The following is a 17,156-nucleotide window of genomic DNA, read 5'->3' as shown; positions in this document are numbered from 1 at the left end:
AACTTCGGCTCGGGCCCGAATCCGGCGGGTGGCTTATGATTCCCACAGCGACTCCGGCCCCCATGCAAAGAGGTAAAAAGCGTGCCCCCACGTCAACCGTCCGATACGTCCCGCACCAAGGCAGCCGTTACCGACGTCTATGCCGCCATGCGCACGTCCATCCTGAACGGCGAGATCGAGCCGGGTACGCGGATCAACATCGACGCGGTATCACGCGCCATGGGTGTCTCCCAGACTCCGGTCCGGGAAGTGCTCCAGCGGCTGGAGGGTGACAACCTGGTGGTCTACACGCCGGGCCGGGGTTACAGCACCACTCCCCTGCTGGCGCTCGACGAACTGCGCTCCCTCTTTGAATTCCGGCTGCTGGTGGAGCCGTGGGCTGCCCGGGCGGCGGCAGTGGACCGGCTGGCCAATCCTGCGCGCGCCCTGGAGAAGGAGCTGGCCGCCTTCCAGTCCGTGATGCGGGACGGTCACGACCTTCGGCAGGACCTCGTTGCCCACGACACCCGCTTCCACGACACCATCCTGGCCGCGGCAGGGAATCCGGTAGTCCGGCACGCCTTCGCCCAGACCCACTGCCACCTGCACACCTTCCGCCTCTACCCGGCGGACGTGGACGGGGCCATCACGGTGGCCGAGCACTCGGCAGTCAGGGAGGCCATCCTGGCCTGCCGGCCCGAGGCGGCGGAGGAGGCGATGGCACAGCACATCAGGAACTCGTTCGCCCGCTTTGCGCAGGCCTTCGAGGGGACCGTCGACCTTGAGCCGCTCGAGGAGGGCGGACCACCCAGGACCCGCATCGTGTGAAACGAACAGAAGCCCCGGCCACCAGGCCGGGGCTTCTTTTTTGGCCTCAGCCCGCCCGCCCTTGATTCACATCACACTTCATATATGATTAAGAGGATTCGTATAGGAATTACCCTCACTCCTCAGATTTCAGAGAGAAGAACAGCATGCCTTCCATTACTTCCATCCATACCCAGGACGTCCGCTTTCCCACGTCCCTGGAACTCGATGGCTCCGACGCGGTCAACGTTGACCCTGACTACTCCGCCGCTTACGTAGTCATCCGCACCGACGCGGGCGACGAAGGCCACGGCTTTGTGTTCAGCTGCGGCCGCGGCAACGAAATCATCACCCACGCCATCAATTCCTATGCCGCCCTCCTGCGCGGCCGGGACATCGACGAGCTCATTTACGACCTCGGCAACGCCTCCAAGCGGCTCATCCACGATTCGCAGCTGCGGTGGCTCGGCCCGGAGAAGGGCGTCACCCAGATGGCAGCCGGCGCCCTGGTCAGCGCACTGTGGGACATCCGCGCCCGGCGGGAAAACAAACCGCTCTGGCTCCTGCTCAGCGAAATGCCCGCCGAGGAAATCGTCGACGTCGTGGACTTCACGCACATCCGTGATGCCCTCAACCCCCAGCAGGCGATGGACATCCTCCGCGCCGGTGAGGACGGCAAAGCCGCACGGATCGCTTCCCTCAAAGCCGACGGCTACCCCGCCTACACCACGTCCCCGGGCTGGCTGGGGTACAGCGACGAAAAGCTCGTAAGGCTGAGCAAGGAAGCGGCGGCGGACGGCTTCTCCATGATCAAGCTCAAGGTGGGCGGCGACATCAACGATGACCGCCGCCGCATGGCCCTTGCACGGCAGGCCGTGGGCGGGCTGCCCATTGCGATCGATGCCAACCAGCGGTGGGAAGTCTCGGAAGCCATCGAGTGGGTGAACCAGCTCGCCGAATTCAACCCGTACTGGATTGAAGAGCCCACCAGCACGGATGACATCCTGGGCCACGCGGACATCCGCAAGGGTGTTGCGCCCGTCCGCGTTGCCACCGGTGAAGCCGTCGCCAGCCGCATCGTGTTCAAGCAGCTGCTGCAGGCCGGTTCCATCGATGTCCTCCAGCTCGATTCAACCCGCGTGGGCGGCGTCAACGAGAACGTCGCCATCCTGCTGCTCGCTGCCAAGTTCGGCGTCCCGGTGTGCCCGCACGCCGGCGGAGTGGGGCTCTGCGAACTGGTCCAGCACTTCTCCTTCTTCGACTACGCGGCAATCACCGGCACGCAGGACAACCGCATGATCGAATACGTGGACCACCTGCACGAGCACTTCGCCGAGCCTGTCCGCATCACCAATGGCCGTTACGCTGCCCCGCAGCTGCCCGGCACCGGCGCCGAAATGCTCAGCGCCTCGCGGTCCCGCTGGGAATTCCCGGGCGGCGCCGGCTGGGCCGAAGTAGGCACCCGCGCCGCAGTCACCGGCGCCACGCTCGCCCAGGCGGGAGGCGCCCGATGACCACCGGCGCCGAAAAGCTGGGCACCGTCGTCGAGAGCGCCCACGCCGCCTTCGAAAAAGCACGCACGGCGGATCCTTTCACCCGCGCCGCCTGGCTGGACGCCGTGGCAACAGCGCTGGACGCAGACGCTGACGCGCTTGTGGCGCTGGCGGAACAGGAGACGCACCTGGCCGAGGCGCGGCTCCGCGGCGAACTAAGGCGCAGCACCTTCCAGCTGAGGCTGTTCGCGGACGAAATCCGGCGCGGCGAACACTTCGACGCCACCATCGATCACGCGGATCCGGAGTGGGGCATGGGGCCCCGGCCCGACCTGCGCCGGTACAACGTGCCGCTCGGCGTGGTGGGCGTCTTTGGCGCTTCCAACTTCCCCTTTGCCTTCAGCGTGATGGGCGGCGACAGCGCATCCGCGCTTGCGGCCGGCTGCGCCGTGGTGCACAAGGCGCATGACGGCCACCTGCAGCTTGCCCTGCGGACCGCGGAGGTGGTGGTGGCCGCACTGGACGCCGCCGGGGCGCCGTCGGGCCTGTTTGCCCTGGTGACCGGGCGGCCAGCAGCAGAGGCGCTGGTGGACCACCCGCTGGTCAAGGCCATCGGCTTTACGGGCTCGACGGCGGGTGGCCGCGCCCTGTTCAACCGTGCCGCCGCTCGGCCGGAACCGATCCCTTTCTTTGGCGAGCTGGGCGGCATCAACGCTGTCTTTGTCACCGAGAACGCCTGGTCAGCCCGCCGCGACGAGATCGTCGCCGGCTATGCCGCGTCCTTCACCCTGGGCATGGGACAGTTCTGCACCAAACCTGGTCTGCTCTTCGTTCCTGGCGGGCACTGGGACACGGTCCGCGCGGCGCTGAACGGAGCGCTTGAGGGATTCGCCCCTGCCCCGCTGCTGAGCGAACGCCTGCACGAGGGGTACGCCGGCGCCGTCGGCCATCTCCGTGGCACGCACGGCGTGGAGGTGCTTGTTGAGGGCGACTTCGCCGAGGCGCCCTCACCCACTGTGCTGCGCACCTCGGCGGACGCGGTGCGCACCGATCCCTCCATCCTCCGGCAGGAAATGTTCGGGCCGGCAAGCCTCATTGTGGAGTACGGGGATGAGTCCGAGCTCCCGGCCCTGGCCGGGCTCCTTGAGGGGCAGCTCACCACCACCCTCCAGGCGGAAGCGGGCGACGACGTCTCCGACCTCGCCGCGCGGCTCACCGACATCAGCGGCCGGGTGCTGTGGAACGGCTGGCCCACCGGGGTCACCGTCAGCTACGCCCAGCACCACGGCGGCCCGTACCCGGCCACCTCGTCCAACACCTCGTCCGTGGGCACCGCCGCCATCCGCCGCTTCCTGCGGCCGGTGGCCTACCAGTCCTTCCCGGAGGGACGGCTGCCGGAACCGGTGCAGGACGGCAACCCCTGGCGGGTGCCGCAGCGCGTCGACGGCGCATGGCGGCGGCCCGCAGCCGTGTCCGCTTCAGCGGCTGGGGGCGGACAGTGAACGGGTCCCGTGACCTGAGCCCGTCAGCTGTCCTGCCGGAGGATGCCGGGTCAGCCCTCCTGATTGGCCGGGTGTGGGACGTGGAAACGTCAGGGCCACGCGTCGTCGCGGTCCAGGGCGGGGACGTATATGACCTCCAGCCGCTGGCCGGGACGGTCTCCGAACTCCTCGAGCGCCCGGATGTCGTGGCCGATGTCCGGGCGGCGATGACCCGGCCGCGGTGGTCAACACCGGAGATCATCAAGGCATCGCTGGCGCGGGACACAGCGCGGCCGTACCTCCTGGCGCCGGTGGACCTGCAGGTGGTCAAAGCCTGCGGCGTGACATTCGTGGACAGCATGATCGAGCGGGTCATCGAGGAGCGCTGCGGCGGAGACGCCAGCCGTGCCCGGCAGACCCGTGAGCTGGTGTCCACGGCCCTGGGCGGAAGCATCGCCTCCATCCGGCCGGGCTCCCCCGAGGCTGCCGAGGCCAAGAAGGTGCTGATCGCGGAAGGGCTGTGGTCGCAATACCTCGAGGTGGGCATCGGGCCGGACCCCGAGGTGTTTACCAAGGCTCCGGTGCTGGCGTCCGTAGGGCTTGGCGCGCAGGTGGGGATTCCGTCGTTCTCCCACTGGAACAACCCCGAACCGGAGCTCGTGATGGTGGCTGCGTCGGACGGTTCCGTCGTGGGTGCAACACTGGGCAACGACGTCAACCTGCGTGATGTGGAGGGCCGGAGCGCGCTTCTGCTGGGCAAGGCCAAAGACAACAATGCGTCAAGTGCGCTGGGCCCGTTTATCCGGCTGTTTGACGGGGCCTTCACGCTGGACACGCTCCGCGACGAGGAGATCCTGCTGCGGGTGGAGGGTGCGGACGGCTACGTGCTGGAGGGCCGCAATTCAGTGGCCCGGATCAGCCGGCCGTTCGAGGAGCTCGTGGCCGCCACGCGCGGGCGGCACCACCAGTACCCTGACGGCTTCGCCTTGTTCACCGGCACCCTCTTTGCCCCGACCCAGGACCGCGACGAACCGGGGCAGGGGTTCACGCACAAGATGGGTGACACCGTGACCATCCGCAGCCGGCACCTCGGCGCACTCATCAACCAGGTGGGCCCCGCCGAGGAACTGCCGGAATGGCAGTTCGGGCTTCGGCAGCTGTTCGAATACCTGCACCACCAGCGCGAGCCTGCCGGGTCCGCCGCCGCCAGACGCTAGGCCGGGTGCCGCGGCGCTCCCAAGGAGGCCGGACGACGGCGGAACCTCCCGCCGTCGTCCGCTTCCGGCGCCCGCCCTCCCGGCTCGGTCCGCTTCCGTCCGGGAACAAGCCCGCCGGGCGCGGCGTTGGGATACCTACGACAGTTCCGCCGCCGCGCGGCACCCAACAGAACGGAACCACATGGTCAGGGCTATCTGGAACGGAAAAGTCATCGCCGAATCAACGGACACCGTGGTGGTGGAGGGCAACCACTACTTCCCCCGCGACGCCGTTAACGCCGGCTACCTGAGGGACAGCGACCTTTACTCCGTCTGCCCATGGAAGGGCCGGGCCAGCTACCACACGCTGGAAGTGGACGGGAAGCTCAATGTGGACGCCGCCTGGTTCTACCCGGATCCCAGGCCCCGCGCCCAGCAGATTGAGGACCGGATCGCCTTCTGGCGCGGAGTGACCATCGAGGGCTGACTGATCCTCCTACCAGCCGGGATGCCCGGGCGGTAACGTGGCGATCACGCTGATAACCGTTCAAGGAGGAATCCGGCATGGAAGTCATCACCATCGAAACGCCCCAGCTGGGCGACCGCACTTACCTGGTGCACGACGGCGCGGTGGGAGTGGTCATCGATCCCCAGCGGGACACGGACAGGGTGGAAAAGGCCGTCTCGGACGCCGGCGTGAGGATCACCCACGTGGCCGAGACGCACATCCACAACGACTACGTCACCGGCGGGCTGCAGCTGGCCCAGGACCACAACGCCGCCTACCTGGTCAACGCCGCGGACGATGTCCCGTACAGCCGCCAGCCGATCTCCGACGGGGAAACGGTGCAGGTGGGACGGATGGTCCTCAAGGCCGTGGCGACGCCGGGGCACACCCACCACCACCTCTCCTACATCGTGACCGACGGCGAGCGCCAGGCGGTGTTCTCGGGCGGCAGCCTGCTGTACGGCTCCGTGGGCCGCACGGACCTGGTCAGCGAGGAAGACACCGTGCCGCTGACCCACCACCAGTACAGGTCGGTCCGGCGGCTGGTGGATGAGGCGGCTGAGGACGCCGGGCTGTACCCGACCCACGGCTTCGGTTCCTTCTGTTCCTCGGGCCCGGCCAGCGGCGCGGAGTCCTCCACCATCGGCGAGCAGCTGAACGACAACCATGCCCTGACGGACCCCGACGAGGACCACTTTGTCCGCGAACTGATCCACAACCTCACGGCCTATCCGTCCTACTACGCCCACATGGCCCCCATCAACATGGCAGGCCCCACCGCACCGGACCTGGACCTGCCGGACTCGCTGGACCAGGACGAGCTGGCATTCCGGCTGGAGCGGGGAGAGTGGGTGGTGGACCTGCGGAACCGCGTTGCCTTTGCCAGCAACCACCTGAGCGGCAGCCTCAGCTTCGAGTACGGCGACGGCACCCAGTTCACCGCCTTCCTGGGCTGGGTCCTGCCCTGGGACGAACAGCTAACGCTGGTGGGTGAACGCCAGGACGTGGAGAACGCCATCCGGGACCTGTCCCGCATCGGCATCGACAACCCGGATGCGGCCATCGGCGCCGGACCCGGGGACGTTGCGCCCCGGGCGGCAACCTCCTCCTATGACAGTGTCGGCTGGCAGGAAGTGCTGCAGAAGCCCGAGGACGATCCCATCCTGGATGTCCGCCGCACGGACGAGTTCGAAAAATCCCACATCCAGGATGCGGTGAACATCCCGCTCCACGAATTGCTCCGGCGCAAGGATGAGGTCCCCTCAGGCCGGCTGTGGGTGCACTGCGGCTCCGGCTACCGCTCCGCCGTGGCTGCGAGCCTGCTGCAGCGCACCGGCCGCGACGTGGTGCACATCAACGCGAGCTTCGGCGACGCGAAGAAGGCCGGCCTCACCCTGGCGTGAACCAGTAATGGTGAGCGGACGACGGCGGGACCTCCCGCCGTCGTCCTCTTGCTTTTAGTCCCGCTAGAGGTTTGCGGCTTCCTCTTCCGCCAGCCTGATCATGCGGAGTTCATCCTCCACCGCCCGGGACGGCCAGTAGTCCTTGGCCAGTTCACTGGCCCGGATCCTGTCCGCCTCCGGAAAGAGCTTGCCGAGCAGCCCGGCCGCCTGCATCAGGGCGATCAGCGCTATGGTCCGGGGCTCGGGCCCCGTGGTTGCTGGCTTCGCGGTGGCTGGCGTTGCTTCGGATGTTGCGGATTCCGGCCCTGTAGCCGCGCCGGCCTCAGCCGCGCCCGCCTCAGCCGCTCCGGATTCCGGCGGCTGGAGGCCGGACGGGGCCGCCCTGAGTGCTGTCCGGATCTTTTCAAGCAGCGCGGCCTCCGGGGCATGGTCCTTCTCGGGGTAGCGCACTGCCCGGAACCGCCCCAGATGCTTCTCGCCAGCGTGTTCCACCATGCCCGCCGCTGCCATCTGTTCGTAGATGCGCTGCGTCTGGGCGCGGCCTTCCAGCATGGACACCCACCGCCGGGGGCTGTGCGGCCGTGACTTGCCGCGGATGAGCTCCAGCTCGTGCTGGAGCTCCGTTTCAGGGGTGGTGCCGGTGGCCCGGACGTGTTTACCCTCCAGCCCGATGGCACCGAGGAGGTCCAGCTCGGCCAGGATTGCCCCGGCCACCGTGGTCCGCAGGGCGAACACCGGAACTTCGGGTTTGCCGTCCTTGTCATCGGTGGCCAGAAGGAGGAAAGCCTGGGGAAGGCTCAGTTCAACCGCTTGGGGAGTTTCCGCGTTCATAGCACCATGGTGCGCCCGCAAGTTGGCGGCCGCTACGGCCGAAGTACCTGTTTTGCGGCGGATCTGCGGGCTTAAGCTGGTACCACAAACGTCCCTTCCAGCGCCGCGGAGGCCGCCGTGGACACCGAAACTGCCGATGTGATTGGCCATGACGTCACCACCATCACCTGCCTGTGCGGCAACACCGTGAGCAAGGACGGACTGATCCAGGCCAACGCCCAGGGCGTCCCCGTGTATTCAGGTGAAGCCCCTGCCCCGCCGGAGCTTGCGGAGTGGCCCAGGGACGAGGATCTCTACACCCTCTGTCCCTCCTGCGGCCGCGTCTACCGCGACGCCGTCATCGAAGAAACCGGGACCGCGCCTGTTGCGTTCCGGGTTGACGTCAAGGCCGCCCCCATCGCCGAGGCCATCCGCGTCCATTGGAGCCTCAGCACCTAAGCACCTCAGCCAAGGGGGAAGCGGACGATGGCGGCCGCCTCCCGCCGTCGTCCGCTTGCGTGTCGCACCCGGAGGGGCTGCCCGCCCCGCTGCGATGCTGGCACACTAGGCCAATGAACGAGGCACTCTCCCCCTCCCGCCGGCCCGGCATCCGGGCAGCGATGTTTGTTGACTTCGACAACGTGTTCACAGGCCTACAGGCCCTGGACCCCCTGGCCGCCAAGCGGTTTGCCGAGGACCCCAAGCATTGGGCGGACGCCTTGTCAGCCGGAGGATCCGGGGAGGGCGCCCGCCGCTTCCTGATCCGCAACTGCTACCTGAACCCCATGGTCTACTCGAAGTACCGGACTTACTGGACCCGCGCCGGCTTCCGTGTGATCGACTGCCCGTCGCTGACGCAGCGGGGCAAAAGCAGCACGGACATCAACCTGGTGCTGGACGCGATGGACGCCCTGTCCGGCAGCGGCGGCATCGAGGAATTCTTCATCGCCTCGGCCGATGCCGACTTCACGTCCCTGATCCAGCGGTTCCGGGCCGCCGACCGGATGACCACCGTTATCGCGGCCGGCGCCGTGGCCTTCGCCTACCGGGAAATGGCGGACCACGTGGTGGAGTCGCACGACTTCGTGGCCATCCTCCACGGCACCACCGCCGAGCCCCTCCACGCGGGGGCAGCAGCGAAGCAGGCGCAGGCCCCTGCCGCGGCCAAGCCGAAAACCAAAGCCAGCTCCCCTGCCATCCGCGAGGTGCTGGACTTCGTCCGGTCCGCGCCGGGACCGGTGGTGGGGGCGATGGTGGCGCACCGGGCGCTCACGGCCGACCCCTCGCTGAAGACGGACTGGGGCGGGTTCGGAAAGTTCGGCACGTGGGTCTCGCAGATCGGCAAAGACGTGGAATATTCGGCAGCGCAGGGCGGCTGGGTCTGGGACGCGAAGCGGTTTTCAACCGAGGATCTTCCCCTGCCTGCGGACCTCCAGCCGCGCATCGAGGAGCAGGTCACCCGGGTGACGGACGTGCCGGCACTGTCCACTGCCCAGTTCCGGCAGATTTTCCAGTCCATGGCGGCCCGGCTCCGGGAACATCCGCCGCTCAACCGCACCGAACTGTCCCGCCAGGTCCGGGACGACTGCGTCAGCGCGGGCCAGCCGGTCTCCCGGAATGCGGTGAGCTTTGTGCTGCAGGGCCTCGCCTACGCCAACTTCCAGCTCAGCGACAAGTCGACGGCGGCCGAGCTGGCGGCAGCGTGGACGGCGAACGTGGAGGAACTCTGCCGGGTGGCGCTGCTGGAGTTCGACGCCGGCGAAAAGCTTGCGGTGCGGCGCTGGGCGAGCGGCGGGCTGCTGGAGAACGGACAGGCTTAGGCGGACGACGGCGGGACGCGCCTCTGAAGCCGGCGGCCGCTTGCGGGAGGGCCGGCTCCGGGACGTTTGGCTCTGGGCCCATCCCCTGCCGGTTGCAAGACTGGCTTGCATGAAGTTCCTTGACGCCCCGCCCCGGTTCCTGTTTTTCACGGGCAAAGGCGGCGTGGGCAAGACATCGGTGGCGTGTGCGTCGGCTCTCTCCCTGGCGCGGGCCGGCCGGAAGGTGCTGCTGGTCAGCACGGACCCCGCGTCCAACATCGGGCAGGTCTTCGGCCTTACTGTTGGAAATACCGTCACCGCAATTCCGGAAGTACCGGGCCTCGCTGCCCTGGAAATCGACCCGGAGCAGGCAGCCGAGGCTTACCGGGAGCGGATCCTCACCCCAGTCCGCGGAATCCTGCCGGAGACGGAACTGGCCGGCATCGCCGAGAGCCTTTCCGGTTCCTGCACCACGGAGGTGGCCTCCTTCGACGAGTTCACCCGCCTGCTCGGAGACGATGCTTCCTATGCGGAGTATGACCACATCATCTTTGACACCGCCCCGACCGGCCACACCATCCGCCTGCTGCAGCTGCCCGGCTCGTGGACGGATTTCCTTGCCACCGGCGCAGGGGAACCGTCCTGCCTGGGTCCGCTGTCCGGGCTGGACAAGCACAAGGAGGTGTATGCTCGGGCGGTCCAGGCCCTCGCCGATCCGCTGCGTACCCGGCTTGTCCTGGTGACCCGGGCCCAGCCGTCATCCCTTAAGGAGGTTGAGCGGACCTACCTTGAGCTGAACCAGATCGGCATCAGCGGCGGTTACCTGGTGGTTAATGGTGTGCTGCCCGAGGCAGCCGGCGGGGAGGAGCTTGCGAAGGCCCTGCGTGCCCGGGAGGCTGCGGCCATGGCGGCCATCCCCGGGGCGGTTGCCGGGCTCCCCCGCGATGTCCTCGAGCTCAAGCCCGGCAACATGGTGGGGATTCCTGCGCTCGAATCCCTGTTTGCTCCCTCGCTGCTGGCGGACGCTGCGGAGGGACCGCCGTCGTTCCCTGACGTCGAAGACGCCCCGCTTGCCGCACTGGTGGACGGCATTGAGGCCAACGGACACGGGCTGGTGATGTGCATGGGCAAGGGCGGCGTGGGAAAGACGACGGTGGCTGCGGCGATCGCGGTTGCCCTGGCCAGGCGGGGGCACGCGGTCCACCTCACCACCACCGATCCGGCGGCGCACCTGTCCGAGACGCTGCACGGGTCCGTCGCAGGGCTGACGGTGTCCCGCATTGACCCGGCGGCGGCCATCCAGGAATACCGCGCCCACGTGATGGACACCAAGGGCAGGAGCATGGACGACGAAGGCCGGGCGGCGCTGGCGGAGGACTTGATGTCGCCCTGCACGGACGAGGTTGCGGTGTTCCGGCAGTTCTCCCGGGTTGTCCAGGAGTCCCGGCGGCACTTCGTGGTGATGGACACCGCACCCACCGGACATACTCTCCTCCTGCTGGATGCCACGGGCTCCTACCACCGGGAGATCTCCCGGCAGGTGGGGGACTCGATGGGATTCGTGACTCCGCTGATGCGACTCCAGGACCCGGTGGGAACAAAGGTCATCCTGGTGACGCTGGCCGAGACCACGCCCGTGCTGGAGGCGGAGGAACTCAAGGTAGACCTGGAACGGGCCTGGATCCATCCGTGGGCCTGGGTCATCAACAACTCCATCGCCGCCGCCCACCCGCGCTCGCCGTTCCTTCGTGCCCGCGCGGCCCAAGAGGCGGACCAGATTACGAAAGTTCGGGCCATGGCCGAGCGGTTTGCCCTCATTCCCCTGCTGCCGGAAGAGCCCATTGGAGAGGCGAAGCTGACGGCGCTGACGGCGTTCACCACCCAGCGGGTTTAGCGGGAAGGTGGGACGGACGACGGCGGGACCTCCCGCCGTCGTCCGTTTTCTTGTTAGGCCGGCCACGCACTGTTCGAGCGGTCACGCAGCCAGCGGGATGTCGAACAGCTGCTCAGCGAGGCTGATGAGGTGACGTGGCGCGTCCGTCTCGTCGCCCGGGTCCACGTAGCCCAGCAACAGGGCCGTTCCGTGGATGGGCTCGTCCAGCTCGACGCCCGCTTCCCGGATAAGCACTTCCGCCCGCAGGTTGGGGAAGGACCGGCTTCCGTCATTGTTCAGGTAGGCGCGCCAGCCGCGGCCGGCGATGTACCCGATTTCTCCGGCGGCCACGCGCTGGAGTGCTGTGGCGTCCAGGTCAAGGGGTTTGAGGTGCACCGGGTGGGACAGCCGGGCCGGAACCACCAGGGCCTTGCAGGAAATGTTCATGGTGAGTCCTTGGAACTGAGCACGAGGATATGAAACAGGGATGGAGCGCGGGCAGCCGGGCGGGCTAGGAGTTCCGTTCCCGGCTGCCCGCGGGCTTGTCAGCGCTGGTTCTTGCGCGGCTTTGCGAAATTCAGTTCGCTGTTCTCGTTTTTAGCCCTTTTATCGGCACGCTTTTCGAGAATTGTCTTGCCCGCCTTTTTTATGGCACCGCTTTTCGGGGATTTTCCGGACATCGGAATCACGCCTTTCTATGCTTTGCGTTACCCAGTACCATACCCACTTTTAACTTTTAAGCCAGCCCGGTGAAAATCCCGGAGTTCCCGGCTCAGATGGGCCAGCCCGGCTGAAATTGGCACCGTAACCACGGACACTTGAGGGAATTGTCTTTTGCCAATCCAGGCGTTTTTCCCACGATTCATGTCACCGCAGTGAAAAGGCTAAATAAAAGTGTCATTACGATGCAGTCATGCGCCTTCGCACCGCCGCATAAGGCCCTCAGACAGTGGGCCCGGAGCACCCCATGGCGGGGCCGGGAAACAGCCATTATGCTGAGCGGACCTGTCTCAGAGGATGGGTTTGGGGGCGCAAGGGGGCACCGGTGGTACCGGATTTCGGCAAGAGCGATTTCTCCGGCACGTCGGCCGGCGGGCGGAACATCCCGGGCGTCCGGCGTTCGCCGAGCGGGCGTATCCCGCAGTGGGCGATCGATGAAGCCCTCGGCAAACTGCAGGATCCCGAGCCCTGGCGTACAGTTCCTTTACAAATTGCGGGCAAAAGACGCGGCTATCGCCGCATCAAACCAGCACGCGCCCGTAAATGGAAGGCGAGGTGGGCCACGGTCCTGGGCCTCGCACTCGTCGTAGGCCTCTATTTCACCCCCAACCTCTTCGACCGGTTCGTCCTGTCCGCGGCGTTGCCCCACCTGCCTGGATCAGACGTGCCTCCCCCGGGGTTCGAAGCTGCTTCGTCTCCGCTCGGCGTCTAGCCTGCCACGACCGGGTCCACCGCGTTCGTCCTGCAGGAGTCTCCTGACCCGGGCCAGCCTTTTGTGGCCTATGACCCGTGTCGCCCGGTCCATTACGTTGTCCGCCCGGAATTGGCGCCACCGGGCACGGAGCAGCTCATCACGGATTCCGTGGCCGCGGTTTCCGCAGCAACCGGGCTGAAGTTCGTCTACGACCGCCTTACGGACGAGGCACCATCACAAGACCGCGCGGCATACCAGCCTGACAGGTACGGCAAGAAGTGGGTGCCTGTCCTGATCTCATGGTCCACACCGGAGGCAGCGCCGGAGCTGGCGGGAAGCGTCGCGGGGACCGGCGGCAGTACATCCATCCAAATGCCAGGCGAGCCCTATGTGTACGTCAGCGGCCAGGTCCTCCTTGACGCACCGGCCCTCTCGGAAACGCTGGCTTATCCGGACGGGCCCGCATTGGTCCGGGCCGTCATCATGCATGAGCTGGCGCATGTGGTCGGGCTGGACCATGTAAGCGACCCCACCCAGCTCATGTATGAAGAGAACAGCGGGCAGCTGGACTTCGGTGCCGGCGACCGCGCCGGCCTGGCTTTGTTGGGGACCGGCAAGTGCGTTCCGCGGATGTGACCGGGCTGATCTGCCGGCCCCCAACAGGCTTCAGGGTGCTGTGCGTGCAGGTGCATCCTCAACCGCTTTTTCGTCCACCAGGTGGTGCAGCTGTTCGGCATGTCCGCGCGGGGCGTGGGCCTTGGCCTCGCCGTTTTCGTAGGCGTTCTCAGCGTGGAGGCTGATATCGAGCCCCTTCGCCTCCATCGGCGCCGCAACCCGGATACCCATGGTCAGGTCAAGGACCTTTGCGATCACCCAAGTGACGGTGAAGGTGTAGGCGAAGACGGCCAGGATTGCGAGCGCCTGCCGGCCCAGGAGTTCGAAGCCGCCGCCATAGAGCAGCCCTGCCGCGCCGCTGGGCGCCTCCGGAGTGGAGAGGATGCCGATCAGGAGGCCGCCAACTACGCCGCCGATGAAGTGCAGAGCGGTGACGTCGAGTGCGTCGTCGAAACCGAGCTTGTACTTGAGCGCGACCGCGAAGTAGCAGACGGCGCCGGCGGCACCGCCAATGGCCATTGCAGCGAGCGGAGTGACGGCACCGCAGGATGGGGTGATGGCGACGAGGGCGGCGATGGCACCCGAGGAAGCGCCGAGGGTGGTGGGATGACCGTCCCGGAGCTTCTCCACGAGGAGCCAGAAGACGACGCCGGCGCAAGTGGCCGCGACGGTGTTGAAAACTGCGACGGCTGCGTTATTGTCGGCAGCACCCAGGCCGCTGCCGTCGAATCCGATCCAGCCTGTGAAGAGTAGCCCGACGCCCAGCAGCGTCAGCGGGAGGCTGTGAGCTTTGGGCTGCACGGGCCACGTGCGGCGCTTGCCGAGCACAACAGCCAGGGCGAGCGCGGCCACACCTGAGTTGACGTGGATGGCTGTGCTGCCGGCGTAGTCGACGGCACCGAGAGTGTTGGCGATCCAGCCTCCCTGGACGGAACCGTCCGCCGAGTCGAAGGCGAATACCCAGTGGGCAACCGGGAAATAGACCAGGCTGGCCCAGATGCCCGCAAAAGCAAGCCAGGCACCAAACTTCATCCGGTCAGCCGCCGCACCAGCTACGATGCCGGCCGTCAGGCCGGCGAACATCAAGTGCAGTGCCGCGAGCGCGAGTGGCGGCAGGGCGGCGTCGTCCGGGGCGGTCAGAAGCTGGCCCAGCCCCGCGAACTCCAGCGGGTTGCCCAGCAGGCCCAGCCCGCCGATTGAATTGCCGAAGACGGCGGAGTAGCCGAAAACGATCCAGAGAACACCCACAACGCAGAAGGAGCCGAACACCATGAGCATCATGTTCATGGCGGTTTTGCGGCTGACCATCCCGCCATAGAAGAGCGCCAGGCCGGGCAACATCAGCGCGACGGCAATGACGGCGGTGAGCACCCACGCCGTGTTGCCCGCGATAGTGGCAGTGTCCATTCGAATCTCCAAGGGCTAGGTGACGGGCACGCCGCCCGGGAGCGGGGCACCAGCGTTTCGATACGCTATGTAAATACTTGGAGCCGACGTTTTCGATGCCATATCGAATTCGTTTCGGGTGAGTTAACTTTCGGCGGAGGGGTTCCACGCGGCGGTAAGGGCCGCTGCATCTGCCCTGATGTCAGCCAAGTCCGCTTGCAACACCAGCAGCCGGGCAAGGGTGGTGTCTGCGCTGAGTCCTGAAACCTGCTCCGCGGTATAGGATCGCAGCCCCGGAAGGGGCTGGCGGTAGTGCCGCTGAAGGCCCTCGTTCAGACCCAGCGCGGCCGTGGCCGCATCGTCGGAGTCAATAGCCTGAAACTCACCCGATTCGACACCCTGCCGGACAAGTGATGCCGTCAGCCTGTGCAGCGCGGCATAGTCGTCAAAAAATGCGCCGAAGTTCTGGGGCTGGGTGCGCGCCACCCGCTCGAACTCATAGAAATCCAGCGGCGCCGAGCATAACTGCATGGCATCGGCGTGAAGGACGGCGTACAGCCGAGGTGAGGCCGGGCCGGTCTGGACCTCCAATGCCGCCGCCAGCGCGAGTGAACCCCGATTCTCCTCCAAAAGCGCCTGGAGAATATGCTCCTTCCGGGCGAACCAGTAGTAGAGCGAGGACTGCCGCAGCCCGGCGCTGCGGGCGATCTCGCTCATTGTGGTTTCCGCGTAACCCTTTGCCACGAACAGTGCGGTGGCCTCACGGATAATGTCCTGCCGCGGGGACCCAGTAGGGGCGCCGCTCAGGCGCGGACGCCCCGCCGTCGATGATGCCGCATCCTTCGCCATTTCTACCCCTGCCGCCGCACTGTCCTGAACTTACCCAAGAGCCTATCCGCGAATGATTTACGGGCCTGAAACAATTTCGACACCCTATCGAAATTGCTGCCAGACAGACTTTCAATAACTTATCGAAAAGGCATCGGCCAGGATGCCGAAGCGAACCCCAATAAGGAGACACCATGAGCGTGGAAACGGCACAGGCCGCGGTTGATACAGTGCAGCAGAAGCTCCGCGAGGCAGGCGTCAAATACGCGATGTCGAGCTTCGTTGACCTGCACGGCAATATCAAGACGAAGTTCGTCCCGCTGTCACATCTGCCGCAGATGGCCGCCGGCTCGGAACTGTTCACCGGCGCCGCCCTGGATGGCCTCCCCCAGGACATCAGCGACGAGGAGCTCTCGGCCATTCCCGACCTGGACAGCGCCGTGCAGCTTCCCTGGCGCAAGGAGGTGGCCTACTTCGCCAGCGACCTCTACACCGAGGGCAAGCCCTTCGAGGCGGCCTCACGGAACATCCTGAAGCGGCAGCTTGAAGCCGCCAAGGAGCTGGGATTCACTTTCAATCTGGGTATCGAGACCGAGTTCTTCGTCCTGAAGGACACCCCTGGGGGTCCTGTTGAGGTCAGCGACCGGGACAACCTCAGCAAGCCCTGTTACACCGCCCCGGCCGCCCTGGACAACTTCGACTGGCTCACCGAGATGGTCGAGGCAATGAACGACATGGGGTGGGGCGTCTACTCCTTCGACCACGAGGACGCCCAGGGACAGTTCGAGATCGACTTCAAGTACTCGGATGCCCTCACGATGGCAGACCGGGCAGTGTTCTTCCGGCTCATGGCCAACGAGATGGTCCGCAAGCACGGGTACTTCGCCACGTTCATGCCGAAGCCCTTCGCCGACCGGAGCGGCTCCGGCGCCCACTTCAACATGTCCCTTGCCGACGCGGAAACCGGCGTCAACCTTTTCGAGACCGACGACGACCCCCGCGGCTGCGGCATCTCGGAACTGGGCTACAAGTTCATCGCCGGCGTCCTGAAGCACGCACCCGCCATCTGCGCCGTCATTGCCCCCACCGTCAACAGCTACAAGCGCCTGGTCCGCAAGGGCAGCATGTCCGGCTCCACCTGGGCGCCTGTGTTCGTCAGCTATGGCAACAACAACCGCACCAACATGATCCGCGTGCCCCTGGCGGGCGGCAGGGTGGAGTGCCGCGCAGCGGACATCAGCTGCAACCCCTATCTCGGTGCTGCCATCATCCTCGCGGCAGGGCTGGAAGGCATCCGCGAGAACCTCGATCCCGGGGCGCCGCACACCGAGAACATGTACAACTACACGGAAGCCGAGATCCTGAAGAACGGCCTGGGCCTGCTCCCCCGCAGCCTGGGCGAGGCCATCGAGGAGTTCGCCGCGGACAGCCTGTCCCGCGATGTGTTCGGCGAGTCGATGTACAACGCCTACATTGACTACAAGGGGCAGGAGTGGGACGAATACCAGGCCCACGTCTCCGAATGGGAGACCAAGCGGTACCTGAAGTTCTTCTAAGCGGTCCC

General features: G+C 66.4%; 17 protein-coding genes. 12 read left to right on the top strand and 5 right to left on the bottom strand.

Translation table 11 applies throughout. The annotated features are described in order from the left end of the window. Positions 1–81: 81 nt before the first annotated feature. From WHH00_RS01895 to WHH00_RS01870, 6 genes are all read left to right on the top strand, one after another. A complete protein-coding gene (locus WHH00_RS01895) occupies positions 82–807 on the top strand; it encodes a GntR family transcriptional regulator (RefSeq protein WP_406636060.1) in 726 nt (241 codons plus the stop codon). A 146-nt stretch (positions 808–953) separates the two neighbouring features. Beyond that, complete coding sequence (locus WHH00_RS01890) at positions 954–2,300, top strand: L-fuconate dehydratase (RefSeq protein ID WP_406636058.1); 1,347 nt, start codon at positions 954–956, stop codon at positions 2,298–2,300. Continuing rightward, entirely contained in the window at positions 2,297–3,781 is a 1,485-nt protein-coding gene (locus tag WHH00_RS01885) for an aldehyde dehydrogenase (NADP(+)) (RefSeq protein ID WP_406636056.1), read from the top strand. Before WHH00_RS01890 ends, WHH00_RS01885 begins: the two co-directional genes overlap by 4 nt. Next, entirely contained in the window at positions 3,778–4,977 is a 1,200-nt protein-coding gene (locus tag WHH00_RS01880) for a fumarylacetoacetate hydrolase family protein (protein WP_406636054.1), read from the top strand. The genes WHH00_RS01885 and WHH00_RS01880 overlap by 4 nt, the downstream gene beginning before the upstream one ends. Positions 4,978–5,158: 181 nt before the next feature. Then, positions 5,159–5,443 (top strand): DUF427 domain-containing protein, encoded by a 285-nt coding sequence (locus WHH00_RS01875; RefSeq protein WP_406636052.1) that lies wholly within the window; start codon positions 5,159–5,161, stop codon positions 5,441–5,443. 77 nt (positions 5,444–5,520) lie between these two features. Beyond that, positions 5,521–6,867 carry a rhodanese-like domain-containing protein gene (locus WHH00_RS01870; RefSeq protein WP_406636050.1) on the top strand — a complete coding sequence of 449 codons (1,347 nt, stop codon included), beginning with the start codon at positions 5,521–5,523 and terminating at the stop codon, positions 6,865–6,867. Positions 6,868–6,930: 63 nt separating this feature from the next. Here the strand turns inward: WHH00_RS01870 and WHH00_RS01865 are convergent, their stop codons facing one another. Continuing rightward, complete coding sequence (locus tag WHH00_RS01865) at positions 6,931–7,698, bottom strand: GPP34 family phosphoprotein (RefSeq protein ID WP_406636048.1); 768 nt, start codon at positions 7,696–7,698, stop codon at positions 6,931–6,933. Between the two features lie 117 nt (positions 7,699–7,815). Between WHH00_RS01865 and WHH00_RS01860 the strand changes: the two genes are divergently transcribed. The 3 genes from WHH00_RS01860 (at position 7,816) to arsA (ending at position 11,370) form a co-directional block, all read left to right on the top strand. After that, positions 7,816–8,136, top strand: coding sequence for a hypothetical protein (locus WHH00_RS01860; RefSeq protein WP_406636046.1), 321 nt, complete (start codon positions 7,816–7,818; stop codon positions 8,134–8,136). A gap of 113 nt (positions 8,137–8,249) precedes the next feature. Further along, positions 8,250–9,497, top strand: coding sequence for an NYN domain-containing protein (locus WHH00_RS01855; protein ID WP_406636044.1), 1,248 nt, complete (start codon positions 8,250–8,252; stop codon positions 9,495–9,497). Between the two features lie 109 nt (positions 9,498–9,606). Further along, positions 9,607–11,370 (top strand): arsenical pump-driving ATPase, encoded by a 1,764-nt coding sequence (gene arsA / locus WHH00_RS01850; RefSeq protein WP_406636042.1) that lies wholly within the window; start codon positions 9,607–9,609, stop codon positions 11,368–11,370. Between the two features lie 81 nt (positions 11,371–11,451). Here arsA and WHH00_RS01845 read toward each other — a convergent pair whose 3' ends face one another. Both WHH00_RS01845 and WHH00_RS01840 read right to left on the bottom strand, forming a co-directional pair. Beyond that, complete coding sequence (locus WHH00_RS01845; RefSeq protein WP_406636040.1) at positions 11,452–11,796, bottom strand: hypothetical protein; 345 nt, start codon at positions 11,794–11,796, stop codon at positions 11,452–11,454. A gap of 98 nt (positions 11,797–11,894) precedes the next feature. Further along, positions 11,895–12,029 (bottom strand): hypothetical protein, encoded by a 135-nt coding sequence (locus WHH00_RS01840; protein ID WP_350005026.1) that lies wholly within the window; start codon positions 12,027–12,029, stop codon positions 11,895–11,897. A 365-nt stretch (positions 12,030–12,394) separates the two neighbouring features. Between WHH00_RS01840 and WHH00_RS01835 the strand changes: the two genes are divergently transcribed. Together WHH00_RS01835 and WHH00_RS01830 are read left to right on the top strand one after the other, a co-directional pair. Beyond that, on the top strand, positions 12,395–12,781 hold the full coding sequence (locus WHH00_RS01835) for a hypothetical protein (protein ID WP_406636038.1): 387 nt from the start codon (positions 12,395–12,397) through the stop codon (positions 12,779–12,781). 150 nt (positions 12,782–12,931) lie between these two features. After that, positions 12,932–13,399, top strand: coding sequence for a matrixin family metalloprotease (locus tag WHH00_RS01830; protein WP_406636036.1), 468 nt, complete (start codon positions 12,932–12,934; stop codon positions 13,397–13,399). Positions 13,400–13,429: 30 nt separating this feature from the next. Here WHH00_RS01830 and WHH00_RS01825 read toward each other — a convergent pair whose 3' ends face one another. Both WHH00_RS01825 and WHH00_RS01820 read right to left on the bottom strand, forming a co-directional pair. Next, positions 13,430–14,785, bottom strand: coding sequence for an ammonium transporter (locus tag WHH00_RS01825; protein ID WP_406636034.1), 1,356 nt, complete (start codon positions 14,783–14,785; stop codon positions 13,430–13,432). Positions 14,786–14,908: 123 nt separating this feature from the next. Next, the gene (locus WHH00_RS01820; protein ID WP_406636032.1) at positions 14,909–15,613 is read right to left on the bottom strand and encodes a TetR/AcrR family transcriptional regulator; all 705 of its coding nucleotides are present in this window, start codon (positions 15,611–15,613) and stop codon (positions 14,909–14,911) included. 173 nt (positions 15,614–15,786) lie between these two features. On the opposite strand from WHH00_RS01820, the gene glnT reads away from it, so the two are divergent. Continuing rightward, positions 15,787–17,148, top strand: a complete 1,362-nt coding sequence (gene glnT, locus WHH00_RS01815; RefSeq protein WP_406636030.1) for a type III glutamate--ammonia ligase — start codon at positions 15,787–15,789, stop codon at positions 17,146–17,148. Positions 17,149–17,156 lie beyond the last annotated feature (8 nt).

This window comes from Pseudarthrobacter quantipunctorum, from assembly GCF_045291495.1.
In the GTDB taxonomy this organism is placed as follows: domain Bacteria; phylum Actinomycetota; class Actinomycetes; order Actinomycetales; family Micrococcaceae; genus Arthrobacter; species Arthrobacter quantipunctorum.
Note: the sequence above shows the minus strand (reverse complement) of the source record. Positions and strands in the feature narration are given on the sequence as shown.